This window comes from Celeribacter sp. PS-C1 (assembly GCF_019429625.1).
Lineage (GTDB): Bacteria > Pseudomonadota > Alphaproteobacteria > Rhodobacterales > Rhodobacteraceae > Celeribacter.
Window position 1 is genome coordinate 40,823 of record NZ_JAHXRW010000016.1, and the last position, 24,815, is coordinate 65,637.

28 protein-coding genes and 1 tRNA gene are annotated in these 24,815 nt (G+C 58.4%); 11 read left to right on the forward strand and 18 right to left on the reverse strand.

The features are described from left to right. Nucleotides 1-10: 10 nt before the first annotated feature. The 3 genes from sufB to J5Y17_RS17545 all read right to left on the reverse strand — a co-directional run bounded on the left by sufB (nucleotide 11) and on the right by J5Y17_RS17545 (nucleotide 3,177). The gene (gene sufB, locus J5Y17_RS17535) at nucleotides 11-1,552 is read right to left on the reverse strand and encodes a Fe-S cluster assembly protein SufB (protein WP_219787136.1); all 1,542 of its coding nucleotides are present in this window, start codon (nucleotides 1,550-1,552) and stop codon (nucleotides 11-13) included. Between the two features lie 76 nt (nucleotides 1,553-1,628). After that, nucleotides 1,629-2,678, reverse strand: coding sequence for an aminotransferase class V-fold PLP-dependent enzyme (locus J5Y17_RS17540; RefSeq protein WP_219787138.1), 1,050 nt, complete (start codon nucleotides 2,676-2,678; stop codon nucleotides 1,629-1,631). 37 nt (nucleotides 2,679-2,715) lie between these two features. Next, a complete protein-coding gene (locus J5Y17_RS17545) occupies nucleotides 2,716-3,177 on the reverse strand; it encodes an Rrf2 family transcriptional regulator (RefSeq protein ID WP_219787140.1) in 462 nt (153 codons plus the stop codon). 374 nt (nucleotides 3,178-3,551) lie between these two features. On the opposite strand from J5Y17_RS17545, the gene J5Y17_RS17550 reads away from it, so the two are divergent. Genes J5Y17_RS17550 through J5Y17_RS17560 form a run of 3 tightly spaced genes read left to right on the forward strand, consistent with a single transcriptional unit; the run spans nucleotide 3,552 to nucleotide 5,675 of the window. After that, nucleotides 3,552-4,205 carry an alpha/beta hydrolase gene (locus tag J5Y17_RS17550; protein ID WP_219787142.1) on the forward strand — a complete coding sequence of 218 codons (654 nt, stop codon included), beginning with the start codon at nucleotides 3,552-3,554 and terminating at the stop codon, nucleotides 4,203-4,205. A 13-nt stretch (nucleotides 4,206-4,218) separates the two neighbouring features. After that, nucleotides 4,219-4,488 (forward strand): hypothetical protein, encoded by a 270-nt coding sequence (locus tag J5Y17_RS17555; RefSeq protein WP_219787144.1) that lies wholly within the window; start codon nucleotides 4,219-4,221, stop codon nucleotides 4,486-4,488. Nucleotides 4,489-4,496: 8 nt separating this feature from the next. Beyond that, nucleotides 4,497-5,675 (forward strand): HD family hydrolase, encoded by a 1,179-nt coding sequence (locus tag J5Y17_RS17560; protein ID WP_255572196.1) that lies wholly within the window; start codon nucleotides 4,497-4,499, stop codon nucleotides 5,673-5,675. Nucleotides 5,676-5,739: 64 nt separating this feature from the next. Here the strand turns inward: J5Y17_RS17560 and J5Y17_RS17565 are convergent, their stop codons facing one another. Further along, complete coding sequence (locus J5Y17_RS17565) at nucleotides 5,740-7,221, reverse strand: carboxypeptidase M32 (protein WP_219787145.1); 1,482 nt, start codon at nucleotides 7,219-7,221, stop codon at nucleotides 5,740-5,742. Further along, complete coding sequence (gene ctaA, locus J5Y17_RS17570; RefSeq protein WP_219787147.1) at nucleotides 7,222-8,379, reverse strand: heme A synthase; 1,158 nt, start codon at nucleotides 8,377-8,379, stop codon at nucleotides 7,222-7,224. Between the two features lie 188 nt (nucleotides 8,380-8,567). Here ctaA and J5Y17_RS17575 point away from each other — a divergent pair, with 188 nt between their 5' ends. Then, nucleotides 8,568-8,981, forward strand: a complete 414-nt coding sequence (locus tag J5Y17_RS17575) for an SH3 domain-containing protein (protein ID WP_219787149.1) — start codon at nucleotides 8,568-8,570, stop codon at nucleotides 8,979-8,981. Between the two features lie 76 nt (nucleotides 8,982-9,057). On the opposite strand, the gene J5Y17_RS17580 is transcribed toward J5Y17_RS17575, so the two are convergent. Then, the gene (locus J5Y17_RS17580; RefSeq protein WP_219787151.1) at nucleotides 9,058-9,807 is read right to left on the reverse strand and encodes an RNA methyltransferase; all 750 of its coding nucleotides are present in this window, start codon (nucleotides 9,805-9,807) and stop codon (nucleotides 9,058-9,060) included. A 118-nt stretch (nucleotides 9,808-9,925) separates the two neighbouring features. On the opposite strand from J5Y17_RS17580, the gene J5Y17_RS17585 reads away from it, so the two are divergent. Then, complete coding sequence (locus tag J5Y17_RS17585; protein ID WP_219787153.1) at nucleotides 9,926-10,552, forward strand: thiamine phosphate synthase; 627 nt, start codon at nucleotides 9,926-9,928, stop codon at nucleotides 10,550-10,552. Then, nucleotides 10,549-10,773 carry a hypothetical protein gene (locus J5Y17_RS17590; protein WP_219787155.1) on the forward strand — a complete coding sequence of 75 codons (225 nt, stop codon included), beginning with the start codon at nucleotides 10,549-10,551 and terminating at the stop codon, nucleotides 10,771-10,773. Before J5Y17_RS17585 ends, J5Y17_RS17590 begins: the two co-directional genes overlap by 4 nt. 12 nt (nucleotides 10,774-10,785) lie before the next feature. Here the strand turns inward: J5Y17_RS17590 and J5Y17_RS17595 are convergent, their stop codons facing one another. The 3 genes from J5Y17_RS17595 to J5Y17_RS17605 form a co-directional block, all read right to left on the reverse strand. Beyond that, nucleotides 10,786-11,643 (reverse strand): 1-acyl-sn-glycerol-3-phosphate acyltransferase, encoded by an 858-nt coding sequence (locus tag J5Y17_RS17595; protein WP_255572197.1) that lies wholly within the window; start codon nucleotides 11,641-11,643, stop codon nucleotides 10,786-10,788. After that, nucleotides 11,640-12,416 (reverse strand): GNAT family N-acetyltransferase, encoded by a 777-nt coding sequence (locus tag J5Y17_RS17600; RefSeq protein WP_219787157.1) that lies wholly within the window; start codon nucleotides 12,414-12,416, stop codon nucleotides 11,640-11,642. Before J5Y17_RS17600 ends, J5Y17_RS17595 begins: the two co-directional genes overlap by 4 nt. A gap of 189 nt (nucleotides 12,417-12,605) precedes the next feature. Next, the gene (locus tag J5Y17_RS17605) at nucleotides 12,606-12,785 is read right to left on the reverse strand and encodes a DUF3553 domain-containing protein (RefSeq protein ID WP_219787204.1); all 180 of its coding nucleotides are present in this window, start codon (nucleotides 12,783-12,785) and stop codon (nucleotides 12,606-12,608) included. A gap of 66 nt (nucleotides 12,786-12,851) precedes the next feature. Here J5Y17_RS17605 and J5Y17_RS17610 point away from each other — a divergent pair, with 66 nt between their 5' ends. Continuing rightward, nucleotides 12,852-13,487: a histidine phosphotransferase family protein gene (locus tag J5Y17_RS17610; protein WP_219787159.1), complete on the forward strand. Its 636-nt coding sequence runs from the start codon at nucleotides 12,852-12,854 to the stop codon at nucleotides 13,485-13,487. Nucleotides 13,488-13,542: 55 nt separating this feature from the next. Here the strand turns inward: J5Y17_RS17610 and J5Y17_RS17615 are convergent, their stop codons facing one another. The 8 genes from J5Y17_RS17615 to J5Y17_RS17650 form a co-directional block, all read right to left on the reverse strand. Then, nucleotides 13,543-14,808, reverse strand: coding sequence for a glutamate-5-semialdehyde dehydrogenase (locus J5Y17_RS17615; protein WP_219787160.1), 1,266 nt, complete (start codon nucleotides 14,806-14,808; stop codon nucleotides 13,543-13,545). Then, a complete protein-coding gene (proB, locus tag J5Y17_RS17620; protein ID WP_370629001.1) occupies nucleotides 14,805-15,929 on the reverse strand; it encodes a glutamate 5-kinase in 1,125 nt (374 codons plus the stop codon). The genes J5Y17_RS17615 and proB overlap by 4 nt, the downstream gene beginning before the upstream one ends. Further along, nucleotides 15,917-16,966, reverse strand: coding sequence for a GTPase ObgE (gene obgE, locus J5Y17_RS17625; protein ID WP_219787162.1), 1,050 nt, complete (start codon nucleotides 16,964-16,966; stop codon nucleotides 15,917-15,919). Before obgE ends, proB begins: the two co-directional genes overlap by 13 nt. A 78-nt stretch (nucleotides 16,967-17,044) precedes the next feature. After that, nucleotides 17,045-17,554 (reverse strand): GNAT family N-acetyltransferase, encoded by a 510-nt coding sequence (locus J5Y17_RS17630; RefSeq protein WP_219787163.1) that lies wholly within the window; start codon nucleotides 17,552-17,554, stop codon nucleotides 17,045-17,047. Between the two features lie 39 nt (nucleotides 17,555-17,593). Further along, a complete protein-coding gene (locus tag J5Y17_RS17635) occupies nucleotides 17,594-18,169 on the reverse strand; it encodes a GNAT family N-acetyltransferase (RefSeq protein ID WP_370629003.1) in 576 nt (191 codons plus the stop codon). Between the two features lie 294 nt (nucleotides 18,170-18,463). Then, nucleotides 18,464-18,733 carry a 50S ribosomal protein L27 gene (gene rpmA, locus J5Y17_RS17640; RefSeq protein WP_167600543.1) on the reverse strand — a complete coding sequence of 90 codons (270 nt, stop codon included), beginning with the start codon at nucleotides 18,731-18,733 and terminating at the stop codon, nucleotides 18,464-18,466. 22 nt (nucleotides 18,734-18,755) lie between these two features. Continuing rightward, complete coding sequence (locus J5Y17_RS17645) at nucleotides 18,756-19,346, reverse strand: 50S ribosomal protein L21 (protein ID WP_219787167.1); 591 nt, start codon at nucleotides 19,344-19,346, stop codon at nucleotides 18,756-18,758. A 293-nt stretch (nucleotides 19,347-19,639) separates the two neighbouring features. Next, complete coding sequence (locus J5Y17_RS17650; RefSeq protein ID WP_219787169.1) at nucleotides 19,640-20,533, reverse strand: DUF2059 domain-containing protein; 894 nt, start codon at nucleotides 20,531-20,533, stop codon at nucleotides 19,640-19,642. A 195-nt stretch (nucleotides 20,534-20,728) separates the two neighbouring features. Between J5Y17_RS17650 and J5Y17_RS17655 the strand changes: the two genes are divergently transcribed. The 4 genes from J5Y17_RS17655 (at nucleotide 20,729) to J5Y17_RS17670 (ending at nucleotide 23,313) form a co-directional block, all read left to right on the forward strand. Continuing rightward, nucleotides 20,729-20,818, forward strand: a tRNA-Ser gene (locus J5Y17_RS17655). A 244-nt stretch (nucleotides 20,819-21,062) separates the two neighbouring features. Then, nucleotides 21,063-21,485: a hypothetical protein gene (locus J5Y17_RS17660; RefSeq protein WP_219787171.1), complete on the forward strand. Its 423-nt coding sequence runs from the start codon at nucleotides 21,063-21,065 to the stop codon at nucleotides 21,483-21,485. An 826-nt stretch (nucleotides 21,486-22,311) separates the two neighbouring features. Then, on the forward strand, nucleotides 22,312-22,455 hold the full coding sequence (locus J5Y17_RS17665; protein ID WP_219787173.1) for a hypothetical protein: 144 nt from the start codon (nucleotides 22,312-22,314) through the stop codon (nucleotides 22,453-22,455). A gap of 483 nt (nucleotides 22,456-22,938) precedes the next feature. Next, complete coding sequence (locus J5Y17_RS17670; RefSeq protein WP_219787175.1) at nucleotides 22,939-23,313, forward strand: hypothetical protein; 375 nt, start codon at nucleotides 22,939-22,941, stop codon at nucleotides 23,311-23,313. A 300-nt stretch (nucleotides 23,314-23,613) separates the two neighbouring features. Here the strand turns inward: J5Y17_RS17670 and J5Y17_RS17675 are convergent, their stop codons facing one another. Next, nucleotides 23,614-24,249, reverse strand: coding sequence for an outer membrane beta-barrel protein (locus J5Y17_RS17675; protein WP_219787177.1), 636 nt, complete (start codon nucleotides 24,247-24,249; stop codon nucleotides 23,614-23,616). Nucleotides 24,250-24,815: the final 566 nt, after the last annotated feature.

The following is a 24,815-nucleotide window of genomic DNA, read 5'->3' on the forward strand; positions in this document are numbered from 1 at the left end:
ACTGCACCGGTTAGCCCACGGACCCCTCAAGCGAAATCGCCACCAACTGTTGCGCTTCCATGGCGAATTCCATCGGAAGGGCTTGCAGCACCTCCTTGGCAAAGCCGTTGACGATCAGCGCCACGGCTTCCTCTTCGTCCATGCCCCGCTGGCGGCAGTAGAACATTTGTTCGTCGTCCACCTTAGACGTGGTGGCCTCATGTTCCACGCGCGACGAGTTGTTCTTGACCTCGATGTAAGGCACGGTATGCGCCCCGCATTTGTCGCCGATCAGCAAGCTGTCGCACTGCGTGTAGTTGCGCGAATTCTTCGCCTTCGGGTGCATGGAGACCTGACCGCGATAGGTGTTCTGTGCCACGCCCGCCGAGATGCCTTTGGAGACGATCCGTGACTTGGTGTTTTTGCCCAAGTGGATCATCTTCGTGCCGGTGTCGGCCTGTTGATGGTTGTTGGTGATGGCGATGGAGTAGAATTCGCCCTGGCTGTCGTCGCCGCGCAGGATGCAGGACGGATATTTCCACGTCACCGACGAGCCGGTTTCGACCTGCGTCCACATCACTTTCGCCCGGTCGCCCCGGCAATCCGCACGTTTGGTCACAAAGTTGTAGATGCCGCCCTTGCCCTCTTCGTCGCCGGGGAACCAGTTTTGCACCGTGGAGTATTTCACCTCGGCGTCTTCCTCGATGATGATCTCGACGACCGCAGCGTGAAGCTGTGCGGTGTCGCGTTGCGGAGCCGTACAGCCTTCGAGATAGGACACATAAGAGCCCTTGTCCGCGATGATCAGCGTACGTTCGAACTGGCCGGTGTTTTCCGCGTTGATGCGGAAATAGGTCGACAGTTCCATCGGACAGCGCGTGTTCGGCGGGATGTAGACAAAGGACCCATCGGAGAACACAGCGGAGTTCAGAGTCGCATAGTAGTTGTCCGAGATCGGTACCACAGAGGCGAGATATTTCTTCACCAGTTCCGGGTGGTCTTTGATGGCTTCCGAGATGGAACAGAAGATAACGCCTGCCTTCTCGAGTTCTTTCTTGAAGGTCGTGCCGACGGACACAGAGTCAAACACCGCATCGACCGCCACTTTGCGCTCGGAATTGTTGCCGTCTGCAGGCACGTCTTCGGCGCCTTCGACACCTGCAAGGATCATCTGTTCTTTCAAAGAGATGCCCAGTTTCTCGTAGGTCGCCAGAAGTTTCGGATCGACCTCGTCCAGGGATTTCGGCTTTTTCTCCATCGATTTCGGACGCGCGTAGTAATACTGGTCCTGAAAATCGATCTCGGGATACTCGACCATCGCCCAATCCGGCTCCTCGAGCGTCACCCAGCGGCGATAGGCCTCAAGACGCCATTCGGTCATCCACTCCGGCTCTTCGTTCTTGGCGGAAATCAGGCGCACGATGTCCTCGGAGAGGCCCTTCGGCGCATACTCCATCTCGATTTCCGTGTCCCAGCCGTATTTATACTTGCCGGCCAGCGCCTGAACAGCAGCGACGGTTTCTTCCTCGACGCCCTCTTTGACCTGATCCTTCAATTGTACGTCATCCGCCATGGGATCACTCCTTACCGTATCTCTGGAGGCTTGCGCCTCATGTGCTATCCGGGGCCTCTGGCCCTCTCGTTTATCTTTACGCCGCGCGTTTGCGCCAGCGCCCGTAGGCGGCCAGCCAAGCTGTGGCGAACCGCTCCAAATCGTCTTTCGTCACCTCGGGGCTGATCGACACCCGAAGCGCGCTTGCCGCCTCTTCTTCGGTGTATCCCATCGCGGTCAACACCTTGGACGCCTTGACCTTTCCCGACGAACAGGCCGAGCCTGCGGAGACCGCAAAGCCCGCCAGATCCATCTGCATCACCTGCGTCTCGCCCTTCCAACCGGGCGTGATCAGGCTCATCGTATTGGGCAGACGGGCCGCGCCTTTCCCCACAAAAATAGGGGCTTCGATCTCATTCGCAATCAGCGCCTCAAGGTGATCACGCTTTTCCGCGACCTCCTCCCAAACGCCATTCGCCAGCGCCTTGCTTGCGGCTTCTGCCGCCGCGCCAAAGCCTGCGATGCCGATCAGGTTCTCGGTGCCGCTACGGCGCCCCATTTCCTGACCGCCGCCTTTGATCCCGGCCTCGACATCCAAGCCCTGCTTCAACACCAAAGCGCCCACGCCCTTCGGCCCGCCGAGCTTATGCGCCGACACCAGCGCCATATCGCAGCCCAGCCAGTTGAAGGCCAGCGGCATCTTGCCAAACCCCTGCGTTGCGTCACACACCGCCAAGCCTTCGGGAAGTTTCTGGATGACCCCCGTCTCGGAATTTGCCACCTGAAGCGCGCTCTCATGTGGCGCCGTCACGGTCACGCTCCCCTCACGATCCACGGGTAAATCGGCCTCACACCATGAAGATACCGCCTCATGTTCGACCTCGGCACAGTGTATCCCACGCCCGCTCAAAGCCAAAGCCGCCGCTTCCGTCGCGCCCGAAGTAAAGACGATGTCCGCGCCCTGCGCCCCGAAGGCCTCGGCCACCTGACTGCGCGCGCGCTCCATCAATGCCTTGGCCGCACGCCCCTCACCATGCACCGACGACGGATTGCCGACCACATCCATGGCCGCCATCATCGCGTCGCGCGCCGCCTGACACAAAGGCGCGGTGGCGTTCCAGTCGAGATATGTGCGGGTCTTGGTCACGGGTTTCCTTTGCTGGTCAAATACTCAAAAGAGCGCTTCACTCTTCATCCACAACGGCAAACAGCGTCGGCACCGCGGGACAGGGCCGCAGTTCGTTTTTCACCACATCCGACAGACGCGTCTGGTGAAGGAAGACATAGACATGCGCGGACAGACCTTCCCAGAGACGGTTGGTCATCGACTGCGCCCGAGAGCCAGACACACCACCAGACGCACCCGCGCCCGTGTGCATCGCCGAGACGGTTTCATCCACTGCACCCAAAATGTCCGAGACGCGAATCTCGGACGCCGGTCGCGCCAGTTTGTAGCCGCCGCCCGGCCCCCGCACGGAGGTCACAAGCTCAGCACGGCGCAGTTTGACGAAAAGCTGTTCGAGGTAGGGAAGCGAGATATCCTGACGCTTGGCAATTTCCGCCAGCGACAACAGGCTATCGTCCTTTTGCAGCGCCAGATCGGCCAGCGCCACCATGGCATAACGCCCTTTCGTGGACAGTTTCATCCGCTTTCCCCTTCGTTTTGAGCCCCGCTTTTCGGCCAGATGCCCTCTCTTCGACCGCGTTTTCACCGCGCCATCGGCCCTTAGAACCCGGCTTTCAGCGATTCCTATGCACGGCCACGCGAAAAGCCGCGCAAAAACATTGACGTGCGCGCGTGAGGGCCTTACCTCCATACCACCCGCGTGCGCCTTGCTTTCGGTCAATTTAGAATGCTTCTAAATAGCCTGAGCAATTTCGTCAACTATAAAGCGCCCGCGCCACAGACACGAGAGCAAAACCGCCACATCGGCTTTGCCGCAAAAGAGCGCCACGGCCTGAAGACACCTCTCAGGACACACCTTCAAGGCCGCAGCGACATGAGGAGACAGGGACGACTATGCCCGAAGTGATTTTTCCCGGCCCAGAAGGCCGGCTAGAAGGCCGCTACCACCCGCAACCGCAAAAAGACGCCCCCATCGCCATCATTCTTCATCCGCATCCGCAATTTGGCGGCACGATGAACAACCGCGTGGTCTACAACCTGCATTACGCCTTCCACAACATGGGCTTCACCGTGCTGCGGTTCAATTTCCGCGGCGTGGGCCGGTCTCAGGGCGAGTATGACCAAGGTGTAGGCGAACTGTCCGATGCGGCCTCCGCGCTTGATTACCTGCAATCGATGAACCCCAATGCGAAACATTGCTGGGTCGCGGGATTCTCCTTTGGCGCCTGGATTGGCATGCAGCTTTTGATGCGTCGCCCGGAGATCACCGGTTTTATCTCGGTCGCCCCGCCCGCCAACATGTATGACTTCTCGTTCCTGGCGCCCTGCCCGTCCTCCGGTCTGATCATCAACGGCACCGCCGACCGTGTGGCGCCGCCGAAGGACACGCAATCCTTGGTGAATAAGCTTCACGAGCAAAAAGGCATCACCATCACCCACGAGGAAATCGAGGGCGCGGGCCACTTCTTTGAAGACCCGCATATGGAACAGATGATCGGCTCCGTGGACGAATATGTCCGCCGTCGCCTGACCGAAAACACCCGCTAAGGAGCACATCGCAATGGGGATCATGGAGGACATCGCCGACGATCTGGCGAAAGAGACCATCGCGGCGCTCGACATCGTCGGCACCGACGAATTGATCCAGGACGTGGCGCGCGTGATCGGCGCCTCGTCCATCACCACGCAAGAAGCCTTTCTCACCGCCGCGCGCGTTCGCCTCTCTGAGGCCCGCGCGCGCGCCTACCTGAAAAAACGCATTGCCGAGGCCAAAGCTGGCCTCGAAGCCTCCGCCCCGCCTCCGGGCGCAGAGGACGACATCGAATATTAGGATCTGACTTGCCCAAAGACTGCGCCTCCCCCCGCCTCGACGCCCAATACGCTTTCCTGATGGAGGCCGACCGGCTCAAGACGGTAGAGCGCGCCAATCAGGTCATGGACCGCTCCCGGTTCGAAAACTCTGCCGAACACAGCTGGCACGCCTGCCTCTTGGCTTTTCTCATGGCGCCGCTGGCCTCAGAGGCGGTCGACCTGAGCCGCGTGATCCAGATGCTGATGCTCCATGACATTGTCGAGGTCGACGCGGGCGATCACCCGATCCACATCCTCTACGACACCGACGACATCGCCACGCGCGAGTCCGCCGCCGCCGACCGCATCTATGGGCTTTTGCCCGAGGATCTGGCGACGACTTTCCGCGCCATCTGGACCGAATTCGAAGCGATGGAAACCGAGACCGCGCGTTTCGCAAAATCCATCGACTACCTCGCGCCCGCGCTGCAAAGCATTGGCGCCAAAGTGCAATTGGAGGAAGAACGCGAGATCGTCGCAGGCAACCTGCGCCGGGGTCGTGCGGTGAAAACCAAAGACATCCTTCCGAAGCTTTTCGCCTTCACCGAAGCCGCCTTTGAGGGCGAGGCCGCCGACCCCGTTCTCGCGCAACGCTTCGCCTTTTGGTGCGAGGCGGATCGTCTGAAAACCGTCTATCGCGCCACCCCCATCGCCGATGGGTCGCGCAAGGAAAACACCGGTGAGCACAGCTGGCACATCATGCTCTACGCGCTCACGCTCGCGGATCATGCGGGCGATGGCGTGGACGTCGATCTGGCGATCAAAATGCTTTTGCTGCACGACATCGTTGAGGTTGATGCGGGCGACACGCCGATCCACGGCGCCGTGACCCCTGAAGCTCTGAAAGCGCAGGAAGAGGCCGAACTCCGCGCCGCAGATCGGCTCTTTGGTCTCCTGCCCGCCGATCAGGCCATGGAATTCCGCGCCATCTGGGACGAATTCGAGGCCGCTGAAACACCGACCGCGATCTATGCCAAATCCATCGACCGCTGCCAACCGGTGCTGCACAACCTCGCCGATGACGGTGGCTCCTGGCGCACCTATGACGTGAAACTGCACCAACTCGACGCCCGCGTCGGCGTCAAAATCGCCCGTGGCTGCCCGAAACTCTGGCCCTATATCCGCGCCAAATGCGAACCGTGGTTCGTCGCGCGGGACGCCTTGTAATGTGAGTATTTAAAACCAAGAAGAAGACAAGACACACGGCCAATCTTCTTCTTGGTCAAAATACTCAGAATCCGTAGATTCCGGCGAATTTCTCTTCGAGATAATCCAAAAGCGGCGCTTCGGTGGGTTCAAAGCCACAGGCATGGACGATGGTATCACGCGGCTCGCGCAGGCCGCCGAATTGTTGCAGGCTCTCGGCCAGCCAGCGGGTCGCCTTGGATGTGTCGCCCTTAGCCATCTGTGCATCGAGATCGGAAATCTCTGCCCGGAGCGCCTTATGCAGACAGCCCGCGTAGACATTGCCCAAGGAATAGGTCGGGAAATAGCCAAAGAGCCCGACGGGCCAGTGCACATCCTGCAAACAGCCGTTCGACACCTTGTCGACCTTAACCCCGAAATCCGCCTCAAAGCGCGTGTCCCAAGCCTCCGGCAGATCGTCGATCTCCAGCGCGCCACCGATGATCTGACGCTCCAGATCAAAGCGCAACAGCACATGCAGGTTATATTGCACCTCGTCGCTTTCCGTACGGATATAGCCCGGCGTGACGCGGTTGACGGCGGCGTAAAAGCCTTCGGCGCTATCGACACCGATGTCTCCGAAGGTGTCGCGCATCTGGCCATAGAGATATTCGGTGAAGGCGCGCGAGCGGCCCAGTTGGTTTTCAAAGATGCGCGACTGGCTTTCATGCACACCCATCGACACGCCCTCGCCCAGAGGGGTCAAAAGGTAATCGCGGGAGATGTTTTGTTCGTAGCAGGCATGCCCGGTCTCGTGGATCGTCGAATAGATCGAGTTGAGCGGGTCTTCCGGGTTGGTGCGCGTGGTGATGCGCACATCGAGGCCAGACCCCGACGAGAATGGATGCACCGCCTTATCGACCCGGCCATGGGCGAAATCATAGCCGAAAGCGGCGGCCAAGCCTTCGGTCAGGGCCATTTGTTTGGCCTCATCGAAGGTGCCAGAGAGGCCCTTCGGCTGATCCGCCCCCATGATTTTATCACGCAGCGCCACCAGACGCGGGCGCAGCGCGCCGAACATGGCGTCCAATTCTGCGCCCGTCGAGCCGGGTTCGTAATCCTGATGCAGCGCGTCCCAGAGATCGAAATCCGTGCCCTCTTTCAAAGCCGCCGCCTCTTCGCGGCGCAGGCGGACCACCTCTTTGCAGGTCGGCGCAAAATGGGCGAAATCATCACGCGCCCGCGCCTCGGCCCATGTGCCCTGCGCGACCGAGGTCACCCGCGCGATCTCGGCGGCCAATTTGGCAGGCACCTTGGTGTTGCGCTCGAAAGAACGGCGGATGTGGCGCAGCTTCGCCAGCCCCACCTCGCCTAACACAGAAGCATCAATCGCCTCCAGCCAAGCGCCGATTTGCGGATCGGTGCGCCGAGCGTGCAGCACGCCTTCCAAAGCCGCCATTTCTTCGCCGCGTTGCTCAGCAGCCCCGCGTGGCATCATGGTTTCCTGATCCCAGCTCAGCCGACCCATGATCGCGCCAAGCGCCTCGGTCTCACGGGTGTAGCTCATCAACTCATCATAGGCAGACATTCAAAGGCCCTCCCGGACCGATTGGGGTTTCGGAAATTGGCTGAGGAAGCGCGCGCGGGAGATCGCCACAAACAGCGCCACGGCGCCGACTTGGTGCGCAAGACCCAACGCCAAAGGTGCGCCATGCAGCACCGTGACGATGCCCAGAACGACTTGCAGGAACAGGACAGCGCCCATCATGTTAAAGGCGGCCACGGTGGTTTTATTCGCGGATTTGCGGCCCTTGAGCCAAGTCACGACACCGAAAGCAAACAACAGGTAGCCCGCGACGCGGTGAATGAATTGCACGGTTGACGGGTTCTCAAAGAAATTGCGCCACAGAGGCTCGATGTAGAACGGATCGGGCGGCAAGACCTGCCCGCCCATCAGCGGCCAATCGGTATATCCGCGGCCTGCGTCGATGCCCGCGACCAAAGCGCCCAAGAGGATTTGCAGGAAGGCGAAATGCAGCATGCCGGTGGACATGCCGAAAAGTTTCGCATCCTTGGCGCGCCGCGCCTGCATCAGCTCAGCCTCAGTTCGGCCCAAGAGGAAAACATACCAAGCGATGAAGCCCAGAATAACAAAGGCCAACCCCAGATGCGTCGCCAGACGATAAGAGGCCACATCGAGCATCTCGCCCGTCAGCCCAGAGGACACCATCCACCAGCCAATCGCGCCCTGAAGCCCCCCCAAAGCGCCGATGAAAATCAGGCGTTTGTGCCAGCCGGTCGGGACCTTTTTGGCGACCGCGAAGCCCACATAACCGAGCGCCCAGACGAGGCCAATGACGCGGCCCAACTGACGATGGCCCCATTCCCACCAGTAGATCGATTTGAACTCCGACAGGCTCATGCCTTCGTTCTGCAGCGTATATTCCGGAATTTGTTGATATTTCTCAAACTCCGCCTGCCATGAGGCCTCATCCATCGGCGGCACAGCGCCCGTCACCGGTTTCCACTCGGTGATCGACAACCCGCTGTCAGTAAGACGCGTCAGACCGCCCACGGCGATCATCATCATCACCAGCGCGAATATCACCATAAGCCACGCCCGGATGCCCTTGCGCGCGCCCCGGTTGCCCTTTTCGATCAGCCCGCCTTTGGGTTTGGACTCCGTTGCGGTTTTGGGCTTTTGATCTGTGCCCACCTCTTCGAAAATGCTTCGTTTTTGTGCCATTTGGGCCTCGTAGGGTCTCGTCTCATTGCTTGCGGAGACCCTAGGTTCGTCACAGGCGAAGGGCAAGCGTTTCGGGCTGAATTTCACAGGCCGCGACTTGGCAAGTTTGCGCCGAGGGGCAAAGTTTTCTGGAACCCAGCTCGGCGCCTTAAGCGTTTCTCCCTAGAACAGACGAAAGGAGACGTCTCATGACTGCTCAACGCAACATTCTCGCCGCCACCCTGATGGGCGCCGCGCTCATCGCCGCCCCGATGCTCGCCCCCACCGCCGCCTCCGCGCAAACGCAGGCCGTGGCGCATGCGGATTACAGGGTCAAACCCGGCGTGACGCTCAACGCGCGCTCTGGTCCCGGCACTGGCTATCGCGCCGTGACCGCCTATGCGCCCGGCACGCCGCTCACAGCTCTGGGTCACAGCGGCGGTTGGGTGAAGGTGTCCGCCCATGGTGCCGCGCCGCTTTGGGTTTCGGGCAGCTACCTTGATCCGGTCACCCAGTCAGCACCTCAGCCCGAAGGGCTTTTGGTGGTGCCGCAGGCGAAACCCGACCCGAGCAAACCCGCCTTTGAGGGGCAATACCCGCTCGTGGTGCGCCCTCAGTCGTAATCCCCGACTTAATAAACACAAAAGAGCGCGGGGGCACCCTCGCGCTCTCTTTCTGACTACGTTGGAATTGAACCGCTTAGCTGCGGTCTTTCCAACGCTTCATCTGACGCATCACCCCATGCAGCATCTGCACATCGGCCCGCGTCAAAGGCATGCGCGACCAGAGATTGCGCAGGTTGAGCTTCATGTTCTCGGCCTTGTGCTCGGGGAAAAAGAACCCGGCCTCTTCCATCACCTCTTCGTAGTGATCGCCGAGTTTCTCGACCTCAACGTGACCGGCCCACTCCGTCTTGGCCATTTCCATGACCTCGGGCGGAACTTCCGTGGTCTGACGGCCCCATTCGTAGGACATGAGCAACACCGCCTGCGCCAGATTGAGCGAGGCGAACGCCGGGTTCACCGGCACGGTCACGATGGCATTGGCCTCGACCACATCCTCATTCTCAAGCCCCGCACGTTCCGGACCGAACATCACGCCGACCTTCTTGCCCTCCGCGACCAATGCGCGGGCATGTTCCATCGCTCGTTCGGGTGTCATGATCGGCTTGGTGATGCCGCGCATCCGGGCGGTCGTGGCAAAGACGTAATCGCAATCCGCCACCGCCTCGCGCACCGTACCGAAAAGCCCCGCCTCATCCAGCAGCCGCCCGGCGCCGGAGGCCATCGCCACCGCTTTCTGGTTCGGCCAGCCGTCTCGTGGTGCCACGACGCGCATCCGGTCCAACCCGAAATTCCACATCGCACGTGCCGCGCCCCCGATGTTCTCGCCCATCTGCGGGCGCACAAGGATCATGGCTGGGGTGATGACATCTGGCTTTTCGGACATGGCGGCGTTTCCTTTCGGCTTTGCCTGCCGATTATCGACATTTCTCCCCGCGAGCAAGGCTTTGACCCGCCCGTGAAAGGCGCTATAGGAGGCGAAAGCCGATTTGAGGAAATGAAACATGTCCGAGCCGCAATCCGAACTGCCGCAGATCTACCTGCTGACGCCGACAGCTTTTGAGCCGGAAGACTTCGCGCCGAAACTGGCCGCGGTTCTGGATGCGCATGAGGTGGCCTGTGTGCGCCTCGCTTTGGCCTCCAAAGACGAATATGTGCTGGGCAAGGCTGCGGACGCCTGTCGCGAAGTGTGCCACGCCCGCGACGTGGCCATCGTGATCGAGAGCCATGTGGCCCTGGCCGAACGTCACGGCCTCGATGGCGTGCACCTCACCGATGGCTCACGCTCGATCCGCAAGGTGCGCAAGACTTTGGGCGATGACGCCATCGTCGGCGCCTTCTGCGGTGCCTCGAAACATGACGGCATGACCGCGGGTGAGTCCGGCGCGGATTATGTGGCCTTTGGCCCTGTGGGCGACACCGATCTGGGCGACGGCACCAAAGCACCGCGCGATCTCTTCGAATGGTGGTCGATGATGATCGAAGTGCCGGTCGTCGCCGAAGGCGCGCTGTCCGTCGAGATCGTCAAAGAACTGACCCCCGTGACCGATTTCTTTGCCGTGGGCGATGAAATTTGGGGCACTGAGGACCCTGTGGCGGCGCTGAGCGAGTTGATCGCGGCGATGGGATGAAGTTTCCATACGGAGAACTTGTCAGGCTCACTGACGCCGCGCCCGATCAATTCCGTGCGATAGGCATCCTCGGCTCTATCTGTGGCGCAGACAAGATTGCGAACCAAGAGCGCTCTCAGCATTGGAATGCACCAGTCGGTAGTTGGGTCTATCTTATGGAAGTGCCAAGTGGCGAGGCGATTGAAGTGCCTGAAATGTATCTGGAAATGGCAGAAGATTGACGGCTTTCAGCCTTAAACATCCACATACCCCGCCGGTATCTCCGGCAAGCCCGACCGCACCGCAGCCTCACATCTCGCGGCCATCTCCTTGCGATCTTTGACGTCTTTCACCGCAATGGGATCGTGGAAAATCACTTCGACACGGCCTTGTGGATTGGCTTTCAAAACCTGCACCAGAGACGGACCGAATTCCATCTCGCCCCACCAGCCATAGAACCGCGCATCTTGTCCCTCGGGCGCGATGTAGCGCGCGGTGACGGGTTGAATCCAGACCTCTTCACGCAGCTCCGGCGTAAAGAAAGCCGCGAAAAGCGTTGGTTTGAAAGGAAAAACCCGAAGGCTGTCTGACGACGTACCCTCTGGGAAGAACAGGAGTTTATGCCCGAGGTGCAGCCGCTCTTCGAACACGCGTTTCTGCTCGGCGGCCTCTTTGCGGTCACGGTTGATAAAAACCGTGCCCGTCGCCTTGGCCATCGTGCCAATGCCGGGCCAATTCGCGACCTCGGCTTTCGAGACAAAGAAAATCCGCTGAACGGCGTTTAGGACGAAGATATCGAGCCAGGTCGAATGGTTCGCCACGACTGCACCGTGGTGGCGCATCGGCTGGCCTTTCACACTGAGCTTGATGCCCATCAGGCGCAGCGCCGTGCGCGAGACGAAACGCGGGTAGATTGATGACCACGGACGCCGCAAGCCGTAGAACAGCCGCTCCACCGCGCGCGTCGCGAACATCAGCACCATACAGATCACGATCAGCAAGATGATCGGCAGGCCACGGCGGATCATGCGCCAGGTGCCACCTTTGAATGCTGCGGGCTCGGACGGCGGAATGCGGCTTTCCCAGAGAGGTCCATTCGGCGCACGGCTCATGTGAGACCCTTGGCATACATTGTGCGTTGGCGATCGGAGATTTGGTCGACATCGAGGATCAGCAGCACATCCACCGTATTGAACGCCCGATCCACGAACGCCCCCTCGCCCACAGTGCCGCCAAGTCTCAGATAGGCCTTGATCAGTGGCGGGATCGCCAGCATGGCGCGTTTGCGGTCAATCTGATCTTCGGGGATCAAATCCATGCTCTGGAAATGCGCCTCTTGTGCCCGCGCGCGCAGGGCCTCAGGCGCAAGGTGACGGTGATGCAGCAAAGACAAAGCCTCCGCATGTTGCGCCACATCCGCGCCGAAAAACGACGCAGTGCCAAAGAGTACATCATAGCCCTCTTCGATCACATATTTCGCCAGCCCCGCCCACATCTGAAAGAGCGCCACGCCGCCGCGATATTCGCGCGCCACGCAGGACCGGCCCAACTCCAGGAGTCGTTTTCCAGAGGTTTTCAGAGCCGTCAGATCATATTCACCTTCGGAATAGAAATGGCCAAGCTCGGCGGCCTTTTCTCCGGTCAGAAGCCGGTAGACGCCGACACAATGCTCCAGAGGGTCGGCAGAGCGCGTCGGGTCCATCAACATGAGATGCTGGTAATCCGGATCGAAGCGGTCGGCCTCAAGCTGGGCCACATGATCCACCATCTCGCCATCCGAGCCCAGCTCCTCGACGAACACCCGATAGCGGAGCCGTTGTGCTGCGCGTATGTCCTCGGGGGTCTCTGCGAATTTCAACTGGAACGGCTGCGCCTCTGCGCTCATGGCGATCTCTTTTGCTTTGGCCTGTCGGAGTGCAGGTGGGCGGGTTTTAAGATTTTGTTGATTTCAATGCAACAGAATGGCGGCGATCCTTGACGGAAAACTCCCGCTAAGGTTGATTTAGAGAGATATTCGCGCGACCATAGAGGGAAATTCGCGCGCAATCTGAGCGCTTTGGGTCCCCCCGAGAGCTCAGTCAAAAACAGGAAGGAGCGCAAGACGCCGACTGTCGATCACCACTTTGCCAGCATGCTGAAACATCACCGTCAGCTTGCCATTGATGTTCGACTGCACCTGCCCAAGCCCCCAATCGGGCTCCGACGGATGGCGCACCATCTGGCCGGGTTCCAGCATGGCGTTGAGATCGTCCACATTGCGATTTTGCATCGACTTTTTCCTCAAAATACCGGCCAGGACTGGCCACAAACGGAGACTTGAATGACCTACGAGACGCCCACAGACACGCCAAAAGACACGAAACGAGACATGACCCGCGACATCGCCGCCCTGATCGGTTCCCGTATCTGTCACGACCTGATTAGCCCGGTGGGCGCGATCTCGAACGGTGTCGAATTGATGGCCATGTCGGGCGCGGGAACCGGCCCTGAGCTTAGCCTTATCTCCGAAAGCGTGGACAATGCCAATGCCCGGGTGAAATTCTTTCGCATTGCCTTTGGCATGGCATCACCCGGTCAAATGACCTCGCGAACGGAAATCTCCGGCATCTTGAAAGCGATCTCCACGCCGCGCCTCACCTATGTCTGGGACCCCGCAGAAGACCTGCCGCGCGAAGAGGTGAAACTCGCTTGCCTGATTCTCATGTGTCTGGAGACCGCCCTGCCCCGAGGCGGCGAAATCAAAGTAACCTACTCGAACGGCCAATGGAAAATTCGTGCGTCGTCCGCGCGGCTTGAACCATCGCCCGACCTCTGGGCGCGGCTCGGCAGCGTCACCAGCACAGAGGGGCTGAAACCCTCTCAGGTGCAATTCATCCTCGCCCCTTTGCAAGCGGCCGCACTGAGCCGCCGCATCACACAAGGTTCTGGAGATGGGGTGATCTCTTTGATGGCATGAAAAAAGGCGCGCTGGTTCAGCACGCCTTCCCTTCATTCCAGTATCGATACGCGGCTCAGGCCCGCACGGCCCCATCCGAGGTCACGAGGTATTTGAAGCTCGTCAGTTGCTCCGCGCCCACCGGCCCACGCGCATGCATTTTGCCCGTGGCAATGCCGATTTCCGCGCCCATGCCGAACTCGCCTCCATCGGCGAATTGCGTCGAGCTATTGTGCATCAAAATCGCGCTGTCGATGCGGGAAAAGAATTTCTCCACGTTTTCCGGCGTCTCGGACAGAATGCATTCGGTGTGCGAAGAAGAATAGCGCTGGATATGCGCGATGGCCTCATCCGCATCCGCAACGACTTTCGCAGCGATGATGCTGTCGAGGTACTCACGCCCCCAATCCTCGTCTGTGGCGGGGGTCACCTGATCGACCAGCTTTTGCACCGCCGCATCGCCACGCACATCGACGCCCTTCTGGACCAGAGCGGCCACGAGATCACGTCCCAGAGTCTCGGCGATATCCTTGTGAATCAAAAGACATTCCGCCGCGCCACAAATCCCCGTACGACGGGTTTTGGCGTTCAGCACCACCTTCATCGCCTTCTCCGGGTCGGCAGAGGCATCAACAAAAACATGCACGATGCCCTCGAGATGGGCAAAAACCGGCACGCGCGCTTCTCGCTGCACGAGGCCCACAAGGCCCTTGCCGCCACGGGGCACGATGACGTCAATATAATCGGTCATAGTCAGCATTTCGCTCACCGCCGCCCGGTCACGGGTCGGCACGCGCTGGATCGCATCTTCGGGCAGACCGGCGGCTTTCAGCCCCTCGACCAAACACGCATGGATCGCGCCGGAGCTGTGGAAACTCTCGGAGCCGCCGCGCAGGATCACGGCATTGCCGGCCTTGAGGCAAAGCGCACCCGCGTCCGCCGTCACATTCGGGCGGCTCTCATAGATCACGCCGATCACCCCCAAAGGCGTACGCACGCGTTTGATGTGAAGCCCTGTCGGACGGTCCCACTCGGCGATCACATCACCCACCGGGTCTTTTTGTGCCGCGATGGCCTTGAGCCCGTCGATCATGCCCTGAATGCGGGACTCATCGAGTTTGAGCCGGTCCATCATGGCATCCGTCAGGCCTTTGTCGCGGCCAAATTGCAAGTCTTTCTCGTTGGCGGCGATGATCTCCGCCCGGTTGGCCCAAAGCGCGTCGGCTGCTGCCAAAAGCGCCTGTTCCTTGGCCTCAGAAGTTGCCGTCGCCAACACCCGCGCTGCGGCTTTCGCGCGGCGGCCCAGGTCTTTCATCATGTCTTTCACATCACTATCGGTCATGTCACCAAATCGTCTCTATGGATCAAGGCGGCCCGGCCGGGATAGCCGAGGATCGCCTGTATGTCTTCGGAATGCGCGCCCTTGATGGCTTCGGCTTCCTCGGAAGTGTAGCGCGACAGCCCGAGCCCGATGCGCGCCCCGTCAGGCCCGAGCACCACGACTGGTTCGCCGCGGCCAAAATGGCCCACAACCTCCTCGACGCCGACGGGCAACAGGGATTTGCCTTTCGCGAGTGCCGCCACGGCGCCCGCGTCGATCTGCACTTCGCCCTTGGGCTTCATCGCGCCGATCCAGCGTTTGCGGGCATGCGCCGGGTCCTCTTTGGCCAAGAACCAGGTCACCCGCGCGCCCTCTTCGAGCGCCTTCAAAGGACGCATGTGCGAGCCTTCGGCGATCGCCATGGAACAGCCGCCGGAGATAGCGGTTTTGGCCGCCATTACCTTGGTCTTCATCCCGCCTTTCGAGACGCCGGAGACGGGATCGCCCGCCATGGCCTCGATCTCCGGAGTGATCTCTTCGACCACCGGAATATGTTTGGCCTCGGGGTCGACCGAGGGGTTCGCCGTGTAAAGCCCGTCCACATCGGAGAGCAACACCAGACGATCCGCGCCGACAGTGACCGCGATATTCGCAGCCAATCGGTCGTTGTCGCCATACCGGATTTCGTCGGTCGCCACCGTGTCATTCTCATTGACGATGGGCACCACGCCCAAGGACAAAAGCGCATCCAGCGTGGCACGCGAATTGAGGTAGCGACGGCGATCCGCGCTGTCCTCCAGCGTCAAAAGCACCTGAGAGGTGGTGATGCCACGGGGTTCAAGCACCTCCTGATAGGCGCGTGCAAGGCGGATTTGACCGACGGAGGCGCAGGCCTGCGACTGCTCCAGCGGCAATTCCCCCGACGGCAGGCCCAAAATGCCGCGCCCCAATGCGATGGAGCCGGAGGAGACCAAAATCACCTGCGCGCCGCGCGCCGTGAGCATAGCGACATCTTCCGCCAGCCCATCGAGCCACTCAGCGCGCAGCTCGCCGCGCTCGACCAAAAGCGCCGAGCCGATCTTGATCACGATACGTTTCGCGCCCGCCAGAGACGCCAAATGAGGGGCCGTCAGGGTTGCCAAGGCGTGTCTTCCTCATCGTCCCCTTCTTCGGCCTGTTTGATCCGAAGACGGTCCATGGAGATCTCGGCTTTGAGCGCACGCAGAACCGTGTCGACGCCCTCTTTAGAGACGCCAGACATGGTGTAAACGCGCCCGCCGGAGGCCTCTTGCAGTGCCGCAAGTTTCTCTTCGACTTCTTCTTCGAGAAGGCTGTCGATCTTGTTCAGCACCGTGATCCGGGGCTTGTCGCCCAGAATATGCGAGTAATTGTTGATCTCCGTGATGATGGTCTCGTAATCAGCCACCACATCCTCGGATGTGCCGTCGATCAGGTGCAAAAGCACCGCACAGCGTTCGACGTGACCAAGGAAAAGATCGCCCAGACCACGGCCCTCGGAGGCACCTTCGATCAGACCGGGAATATCGGCCACGACAAATTCTGCGTTGTCGATCCCGACCACGCCCAAGTTCGGGTGCAGCGTGGTGAACGGGTAATCCGCAATCTTCGGTCGTGCGTTCGAGGTCACCGACAGGAAGGTCGATTTGCCCGCATTGGGCAGGCCCAAAAGCCCCGCATCCGCGATCAGTTTGAGGCGCAGCCAGATGGTGCGATCGATGCCGGGCTGACCCGGGTTCGCCTTGCCCGGCGCCTGGTTGGTCGAGGTCTTGAAGCGCAGGTTTCCCCAACCACCGTTCCCGCCTTTGGCCAGCACAAAGGTCTCGCCCACTTCCGTGAGATCGGCGATCACGGTTTCCTCATCCTCGTCCAGCACCTCGGTCCCCGCAGGCACGCGCAGGATAATGTCCTTGCCGTCCTTGCCGGTGCGGTTGTTGCCCATGCCGCCCTGGCCGTTTTGGGCAAAGAAGTGCTGTTGGTAGCGAAAATCGATGAGCGTGTTCAGCCCCTCAACCGCCTCGATGATCACCGAGCCGCCCTTGCCGCCATCACCGCCATTCGGACCGCCGAATTCGATAAATTTCTCGCGCCGGAAGGACACGCAGCCGTTGCCACCGGAACCGGAGCGGATGTAGACCTTGGCGAGATCGAGGAATTTCATTGTCTTATCCTTTGCTGCCCCTGCGACCGGATGTCGATGGGGGCTTTCGGGCAGATGTAGCTTGCCCGCACGTTAAACTCAATTGCCGTTTCGCGCCTCAAAGGCCTCGCGGGTCAGGATCATGTCGATCCGGTCGACCTTTTCGCCCCTTGCGACACTCAAACTGCGCGATCGTCCTGTCTCGGCAAACCCCATTTTGCGCAGCACATGGGAGGATCGCGCGTTCTCCGCGAAGTATCCGGCGCCGATCTGATCATGGCCTTGCCCGAACCACGCGGCAAGCACAGCATCGGCTGCTTCCGGCATCAGCCCCTGCCCCCAATGATCGCGGCCCAGCCAATAGCCGAACTCCGCCTCGCAGCCGATGGTGCCAACAATCCGACCCTGAAACTCAATGCCATAGACAAGAGCGCCAGCGGCCACCGAGCGGGTGAACCAGTTCGCATCATGCACGGAATAGGGAAAGGGCTCACGGGTCAGCCACTTGCTGACCTCGAAATCGTTCAGCGCCCGCACAACATCGGGGGCGTCCTCGGATCGAAGTGCGCGAAGCCTCAGGCGGTGTGTGGTCAGGATGGGGTGGAACATCGGGGTCTTCCTCAAGGGCGACCCCGCGGTCCGAGGTCTTTAAACTTTGCGCAGATAGGTCCAGGTTGGGACCTGCGCGCCGCGTGCGACCGAGTAGGTTTCCGCATCGCCGATATATTCGAACCCTGCGGCGGTAACGACACGGGCCGAGGCCTGATTGTCCTGGAAAATCTCCGCGAACATGGTTTTGGAACCCAATGGGTTGGCCTCAACCATCGCCTTCAGCGCGGTGCGCGCGAGGCCCGTGCCCCAGAAACTTGGCGCAACCCAAAAGGCCACTTCGCATTGATCGCGATCCAGCGGCTTGAGAGACATGACGCCAATCACTTCGGAGAGACCATGATCGGATCCGTCGAGAATCCAGACTTTTTCAGCGGCCTCAAGTTTCAACGCACGGGCCACAAAGGCCTCCGTCGCGCCGGGCGGCATCGGATGCGGCAGAGAGCGCGAATTGCGCGCCACGCGGATGTCGCTGGCGTACATATTCAACAGACCGGCATCCGAGAGACGCGGCGCACGCATGACAAAGCGATCAGTTTCGATCACCGATTGCGTGACGGCGCCTTCCACAGTGCCCGGAACCGCAAGCGCGGCCCTGTCTTTCACGGTCTCCATTTTCATCTCTCTTCCTCCAAAAGAGTTTTCGCGTCCCCTTCCTCCCTGAAGAGGGGCTTGTCCCGTCCGACAGTTCGAAAACGTCGTAGATGAAGACACACACTAGCGTTCCATTACGACAGTTCCGTTAAATTCGGTTGAACAAACCCATGCGCGAAAGCAAATTTGGCCTGAAATTTCAATTTTTTTCAAGGCCTTCTGATCTATATTTAAGTCAGAAAGCGCAAATGAAAAGGGACCGGCTCTCGCCGATCCCCTAAATGTGATGTCCGGTTCATTGGACGACGGGTCGGCTTACTCAGCGGCCTCCGCCACCGGAAGCACGTCCACGAAGGTGCGCTTTTTGAGACCTTTGCGGAAGGTCACAACGCCATCGGTGGTTGCGAAGATCGTGTGATCCTTGCCAAGGCCAACGCCCTCACCCGGCCAGAACTTCGTGCCGCGCTGACGGACGATGATGTTGCCGGAAATGGCGGACTGGCCACCGTAGAGTTTGACGCCGAGGCGACGACCTGCGGAGTCGCGACCGTTACGGGATGAGCCGCCTGCTTTTTTATGTGCCATGGTGTTCTCTCCTTAACGTAACTTACTGAGCCAGATCTTTGGCTTGTGCGACCCACTCGGCTTTCACTTTGACGGCGTCGAAGGTGTCGACGTCGACAGCGGCAAGCTGAGCGTAGGTGGTGATGCCTGCTTCGGCCAGTTTCTTGGCAGCAGCCGGACCCACACCGGTGATGGCGGTCAGATCGTCTGCACCAGCAGCGGCCGGAGCCTCAGCTTTGGCAGCAGCTTTCTTCGGAGCAGCGGCAGCAGCCGGAGCAGCGGAAACGGAGCCCGCGCCGATGGCAGCTTTGACACCGGATTTGTCCGCACCGGACTCGAGAATGTCGGTGATGCGGAGCAGCGTGAGCTGCTGACGGTGACCTTTTTTGCGCTGCGAAGAGTGCTTACGACGACGCTTCACATAGTGGATGAGTTTCTCACCCTTGATCTGGTCGATGACTTCGGCTTGCACGCCGGCGCCAGCCACGAAGGGCGCGCCGATGGTGGAGCCAACCATCAGAATCTCGTTGAACTGGACTTTTTCGCCAGCATCAGCAGCAAGTTTTTCCACGCGAAGAACGTCGCCGCTCTGCACTTTGTATTGCTTACCGCCAGTTTTCAAAACCGCAAACATGCAGTCTTCCTTTCGATATACCCGCGTTCTGTGGCCCCGAAATCATATCGTTTCGGCGTTGGGTGCCTCAAACAGCGCGCCCCTTTGGGGACGAGATTTTCATGTTAGGATGCGGCTTTGGCCCTGTTTTCTGAAAAACTTTCGGACAAAAACACATCACCCGGTCGCACCAAGGGTCCGCCGGGTGGCGCGTATATCGGGAATCGTGGCTTAAAAGTCAAGCATATATTGGCGCTCCGCACGCCTGAGGATGTCACAGCCGGGGCAGCTCCCTGCCCCGCCCGCTCAGGGTGTCAGAGTTGTTCACCGTCGAAGTCTTGCATCAACTTCGCTGTCCCGGCGCCAAGCCCCCGCGACACATGCTCATAGACCGCATCGAAGGACGAGAAAAGCGCATGATTGAGCTTTTGCCCCGCTTCCGTGCGCCCGAAATCGATATAGGCCTCGAATTCATCGTCCGTCAGCGTCTGATAGGCCATCGTCGAGAACCCGTAAACCCACTCCGATACATCCGCGCGCACCTCGGGCTCGGAGGCCCAGATCTCGTTGAGAATGTCGCTGTCGCCCATCCCCTGTTCACTTTCGAACCCGGCACTCCAGAGGCCCTGATAATAGGCGATGTCGCTGTTCATTGCGCCAACGACATTCATTTCGACCAGATCGTTGACCTCAACATAGTCCTCGATCAACTGCGCGCGCTCCGTGTCAGGGTCGAGCTGGGCCCAGGCGTCATTCGCGACCTCTTGCGCCGCTTCGTCGGACATGGCCTTACGCGTCTCAAGTTCGAGCCGCGCGATCTTTTGGCCCAGATCCGACTGATAAAAGGCGATCATCGGCGTCAAATCAGCATCACCAAGCGCCTCCCCCATCTCTTCGTGGAACGCTTTCGCCATCACCTTTTCATCATAAAGACGCGTGAGCATTTTATCCCACATCGGTTTCGGCACGCCGTAGCCTGCCTCGACGAAATCCTCGGACATCTCCGCGCCCTCATCACAGAGCACATCAACGACATCCTCAAACAGCATAGCGTGCATCAAGGTTGTGAGCTGCGCCTCATCAGGTGCCGCCTGCGCACCCACACCGGAAAGACAAAGCGCCGTCGACAAAAGTGCATATTTCACACCGTCGCGCGGCGCAAAGCCGGACAGGCAGGAAAACATCTTAGGAGAGGCAATAGCAGTCATTTCGGTCCCTTCCGATCGTAATGTCACCCAAACAGCTAAACAAAGAGTGAAGCGCAGAACAAGGCTGGACACGATTTTGTGCCCGACCGGCACGATTTTGCGAGCAGTTGAGCGTAAATATGCTGAAAAGAATGTCACGAAAGGGGTTGCACACCCCCGAATGCAAGGATAAATCACCCGCCACCAGACCCCCGCGGAGAGGTGCCGGAGTGGTCGAACGGGGCGGTCTCGAAAACCGTTGTCCCTTCACGGGGACCCAGGGTTCGAATCCCTGTCTCTCCGCCACAATGACAATCTAAAATATTGATTTTCAATATTAAATTGTTCAATTGTATTTACATATCCCCCATATGGCCCCCCCACATAGACGAAGACTGTCGCGGAATATGTCGGAAATAACAGCGCGACCAAACCGTTTCGCAGTCGTAACTTGTTCCTTCAGCGAACACGCTGACTTTCCCTAAAAATCGCATATTACGTTGCCGCGCCCTGCAGGCGCGGTCACATGTACTTTCAAAAGGAGCGGCATATGGACCTTGAACGCGCCATTGAAATTGCAGCCTCAGCCCACCGAGGGCAGTTTGATAAGGCGGGCCAGCCCTACATCTTGCACCCTTTGCGAGTGATGCTTGTCTGCGAAGGTGAGGTCGCACGCATCGTTGCTGTTCTGCATGATGTAATTGAAGACACCGACTGGACCCCGGATGCCTTGCGCGAAGAAGGCGCCAGCGCTGATGTTCTCGCCGCTTTGGATACCGTGACCAAGCGGAAGGGCGAAAGCTACTCCGAATTCATTGAGAGAGTGGCACAAAACCCCATTGGACGAGAAGTGAAAATCGCGGACCTGCGAGACAATATGGATCTGTCGCGGATTACCGAACCCTCCGAGGCTGATCTGGTGCGGATGGAGCGCTACCGTAGCGCGCTGGTGCGTCTGACCGATCATTACTAAGATCAGTTGCTATGTAACGAGCACCTGACGGGACGATCTTGTCCCGTTAGAAGTCAGCTCTAGTTTAAAACTTCATTTCTAAGGCTTTTCTATGCTTCCACCAAAAGGAATAGACTATTTCGCCCGAAAGGATGCACATATCTCAGTAGATGAGGTGTATGCCGTTTCCCATGATAGAAAGGCTGTAAAATGGAGTGTCGATCAGCGGCGCTGGGAGCCGATTTCACCTTCTTTGAGACTGGCGGAAATGGTTCTCAATGCTCCACGATTTATGCCGCTAGAAAGTGCAGAATACGATCGGATATTCCGATTCATTGATCCGCCGCGCAATTTCACTCTCGAATGACGAATTCGCGAAAAATGGGAAGGATGGGTATTCCTCACGCTCATGTTTTTGCCTGGTATTCCGCTTTGGTTCATCTGGGAAGAACCTGGAAGATGGTCAGGTCGTTACGGCGAATCCATTGCTGGTGTCGCTATCTTCTTGCAGGCTGCATCTCTGTATTTTCTCAGAGATCCGTTGATGCGGTGGATAATCCGACTATCCAAAAAGTTACACGCAGGTCGCAAGAAGCGATCGTCCGTCTGCATCAGTAACGACAACCCAGCTCTCGAATCCCTGCTGCAAAGTCTACGGGACATGCCCAAGGAGAGGGTTCGCGAATTGGCGACTTTGGGGGCTGAACTTGCACAACTGGACCGGGAGCAGAATGTTCGGTAGGCATTGAAGAATATGAAGGACGGGAAAGCTGGAGACAATCATCCGGAGATGCGTTTCTTTCTGGTTGATAACATTTTCCCTGCGATAGAGCCGGAACCTGGAAGAATGCTTCTGTTGGGAAGTGACGGCACTTGGGGTGAGATAGTACCACGTGAAGTCTTGGCCGACGAAGGTTCACCGGAGGTTTCCGAAGAGACGTTCTTGCCCGTGGTCGCGGGGCTCACCTCCAACGACAATGGCACGGTATGATCCTAATGATTGACGATCCAGTCAGCCCTCGCTTGCGGCCCAATCAGGACCTTTATCCGTCTTGCAGCGAACCACCTCTTCTAGCCGGAAAGTGACCATTGATTTCGGACATGTCCAGCACTATTTCCCATTCTCCGATGTTGATCCTCGCCAGTATGCGCCCCATACTCAATTCAAATATATGGAGGTTGCGATGTCTGAAAGTGAGTGTATTTGTGGCTGTGGTGAGATTACACGCGGCGGCCGGTTCCGCCCTGGCCATGACCAGAAGCTTCGCAAAGCAATTGAGGATGCTGTCGGCGGATTAGAAAGCCTTCGCGCAATCGCCGAAGCCCATGTGAAGCGCCCTATAACGACTAGCAAGCAAGAGTGATGGCTGGCCCCTTGTGGAGCCACGCACATGAAGAGCAGCGAGCGGCAACATAGCCCAAATGTAATTCTACTAAAGGCGTCATCTTAACCATCTAGATCGGAGTGCTACCTATGGCGATTGATGAAAATGAATTGGTCAGACAGCTGGACGATAGCATTACAACTTCCGCGCGGACAAGTTACGAACTTTTTGCACGGGCCAAATTTCCCACAACTCTTTCAGCTCAATTCGGCGGTCACGGCTATATTGATCGAGAGCTACGCTTCCACCACAATGATCGCTGGTACTTCGCTGCCGTACTAAACAAATCTTGGGTACTTTGGTACTTTCGGCGTCCCGCGATTTCTGACCTCGGCCTCAGCTCCAGCGATCTAATACAAATTTTCCCTGCTGCTGAGGTCACGTCTGGTGGCGAGGTGAAGATCCGCGTTCAGGATCAGATCACGGCTTACGCGCTTCTTGGTTGGCTCACTCAGACGCTATGAGATGAAGAGGTCTCGGTCCGGCCCAAAAGAGATCTTGGTTCAGATCAGCGTCGCGGCGACGCAGTATCGCAAAAGTCGACATTGGCGCGTCGCGCGGCATTTTTACGCGAATATGACCGCAATGCGGACTCTCTTACCATTCGCTGCGAAGTCTCCCTTTACGCAGTAGAAGGTAAAGGAAAGGTCTCGAAGACCTCGCCGACCACTCCGCCTCTACACTAAAATAAAAGGCAGCGAACCAGTCTCTCTCGAGACGCGTTCGCTGCCCTTAGGTGTTAGATATGCAGTCGTGAGACGCGCTTAGAAGTTGTACACGACGCCAATGCTGAACATGTCGACATCTGCGCGACCTGTCGAATTGTCGCCAAATTCGCCAAAGTTTTCATATTCGGCGACAAAGCTGATCGGGCTTGCGGTGTTATACTGAACGCCGACGCCATAGTAGACATCAGTTTTGGTGCTGGAGCTGGCGCCGGGGCCACCTGCCTCCGGAATGTCAAGGCTCGAGGTGTAGTTTTCCACAAAGCGGTTGTTGGACAGACCCAATTTGCCGAATACCTCAAACTTTTCGTTGATGGCGTAGGTGCCTTTGGCGGCAATGAACCATGCATCTGTTTCCACAGCGGCCTTGGTTGTGTAGGGCGTCTGGCCACCGTAAATGTCATAGTTGACGCTCGGGCTACCGAAATCCGCATAGCCGCCTTCGATAGCGAGGAATTCGTTGATCTCATATCCCAAAAAGATTTTGAAGGCCGTATCTTCTTCGTCATATGACGTGGTAACGCCCGAGTCGGCACCGCCAGCACTGAAGTCACTTCTGCTGAAGCTAGAGGAGGCTTGGCCAACACTTGCGCCGAGGTAGAGATCGCCTGCAAACATCGGGGCGGTTGTTGCCAGCAAGAATGCTGCGGCAAAAGCGGTTTTTGTAGTGAACATAGATTTTTCCTTTGGATACGGTTTCACTTTAAAGATTGGAATGGACTTTGGAGTGCATTGTGAGACGCGGCTTAAGTATTCGGCCTTCATGAAGATTTGATCTCGGTGTCTTCATCTGGATCAATCCATGTCCACTCTTATTCACAAAGCCCGGGATCAGTGTTCAATACTGATCTAAGCTGGGTTTTCCGCTATGATGTCACACGTCTTGGGATGAAATGTGACATCAACTTCTAATTGCATTTCTTTCGTCTCATTCTACCCTCTACTGACGCAGCGTCAATATTGATACTGGCACCCAAGTACTTTGATTGTACTTATTTTCTCGAATGCTTTCGATGAAAACGGCGAAAATATGCGTTTCCAAGTCTGTTGCGATTAAGTCGCTTTTTTCGGCATGTGGCGCGCCGCTTCACGCAGGTCGAAGAACTTGCCAGCAAAAAGGACTTTTGGCCAAGATGTCCTATTTCCAGCTATCCTTACGTAGCGTAAGATGGAAAGGCATGAGGACGCCCCCCCCATAGAAGGGGAGGTAGGGTTCTGATGCGCTTTGGAAGTGTAAGTAA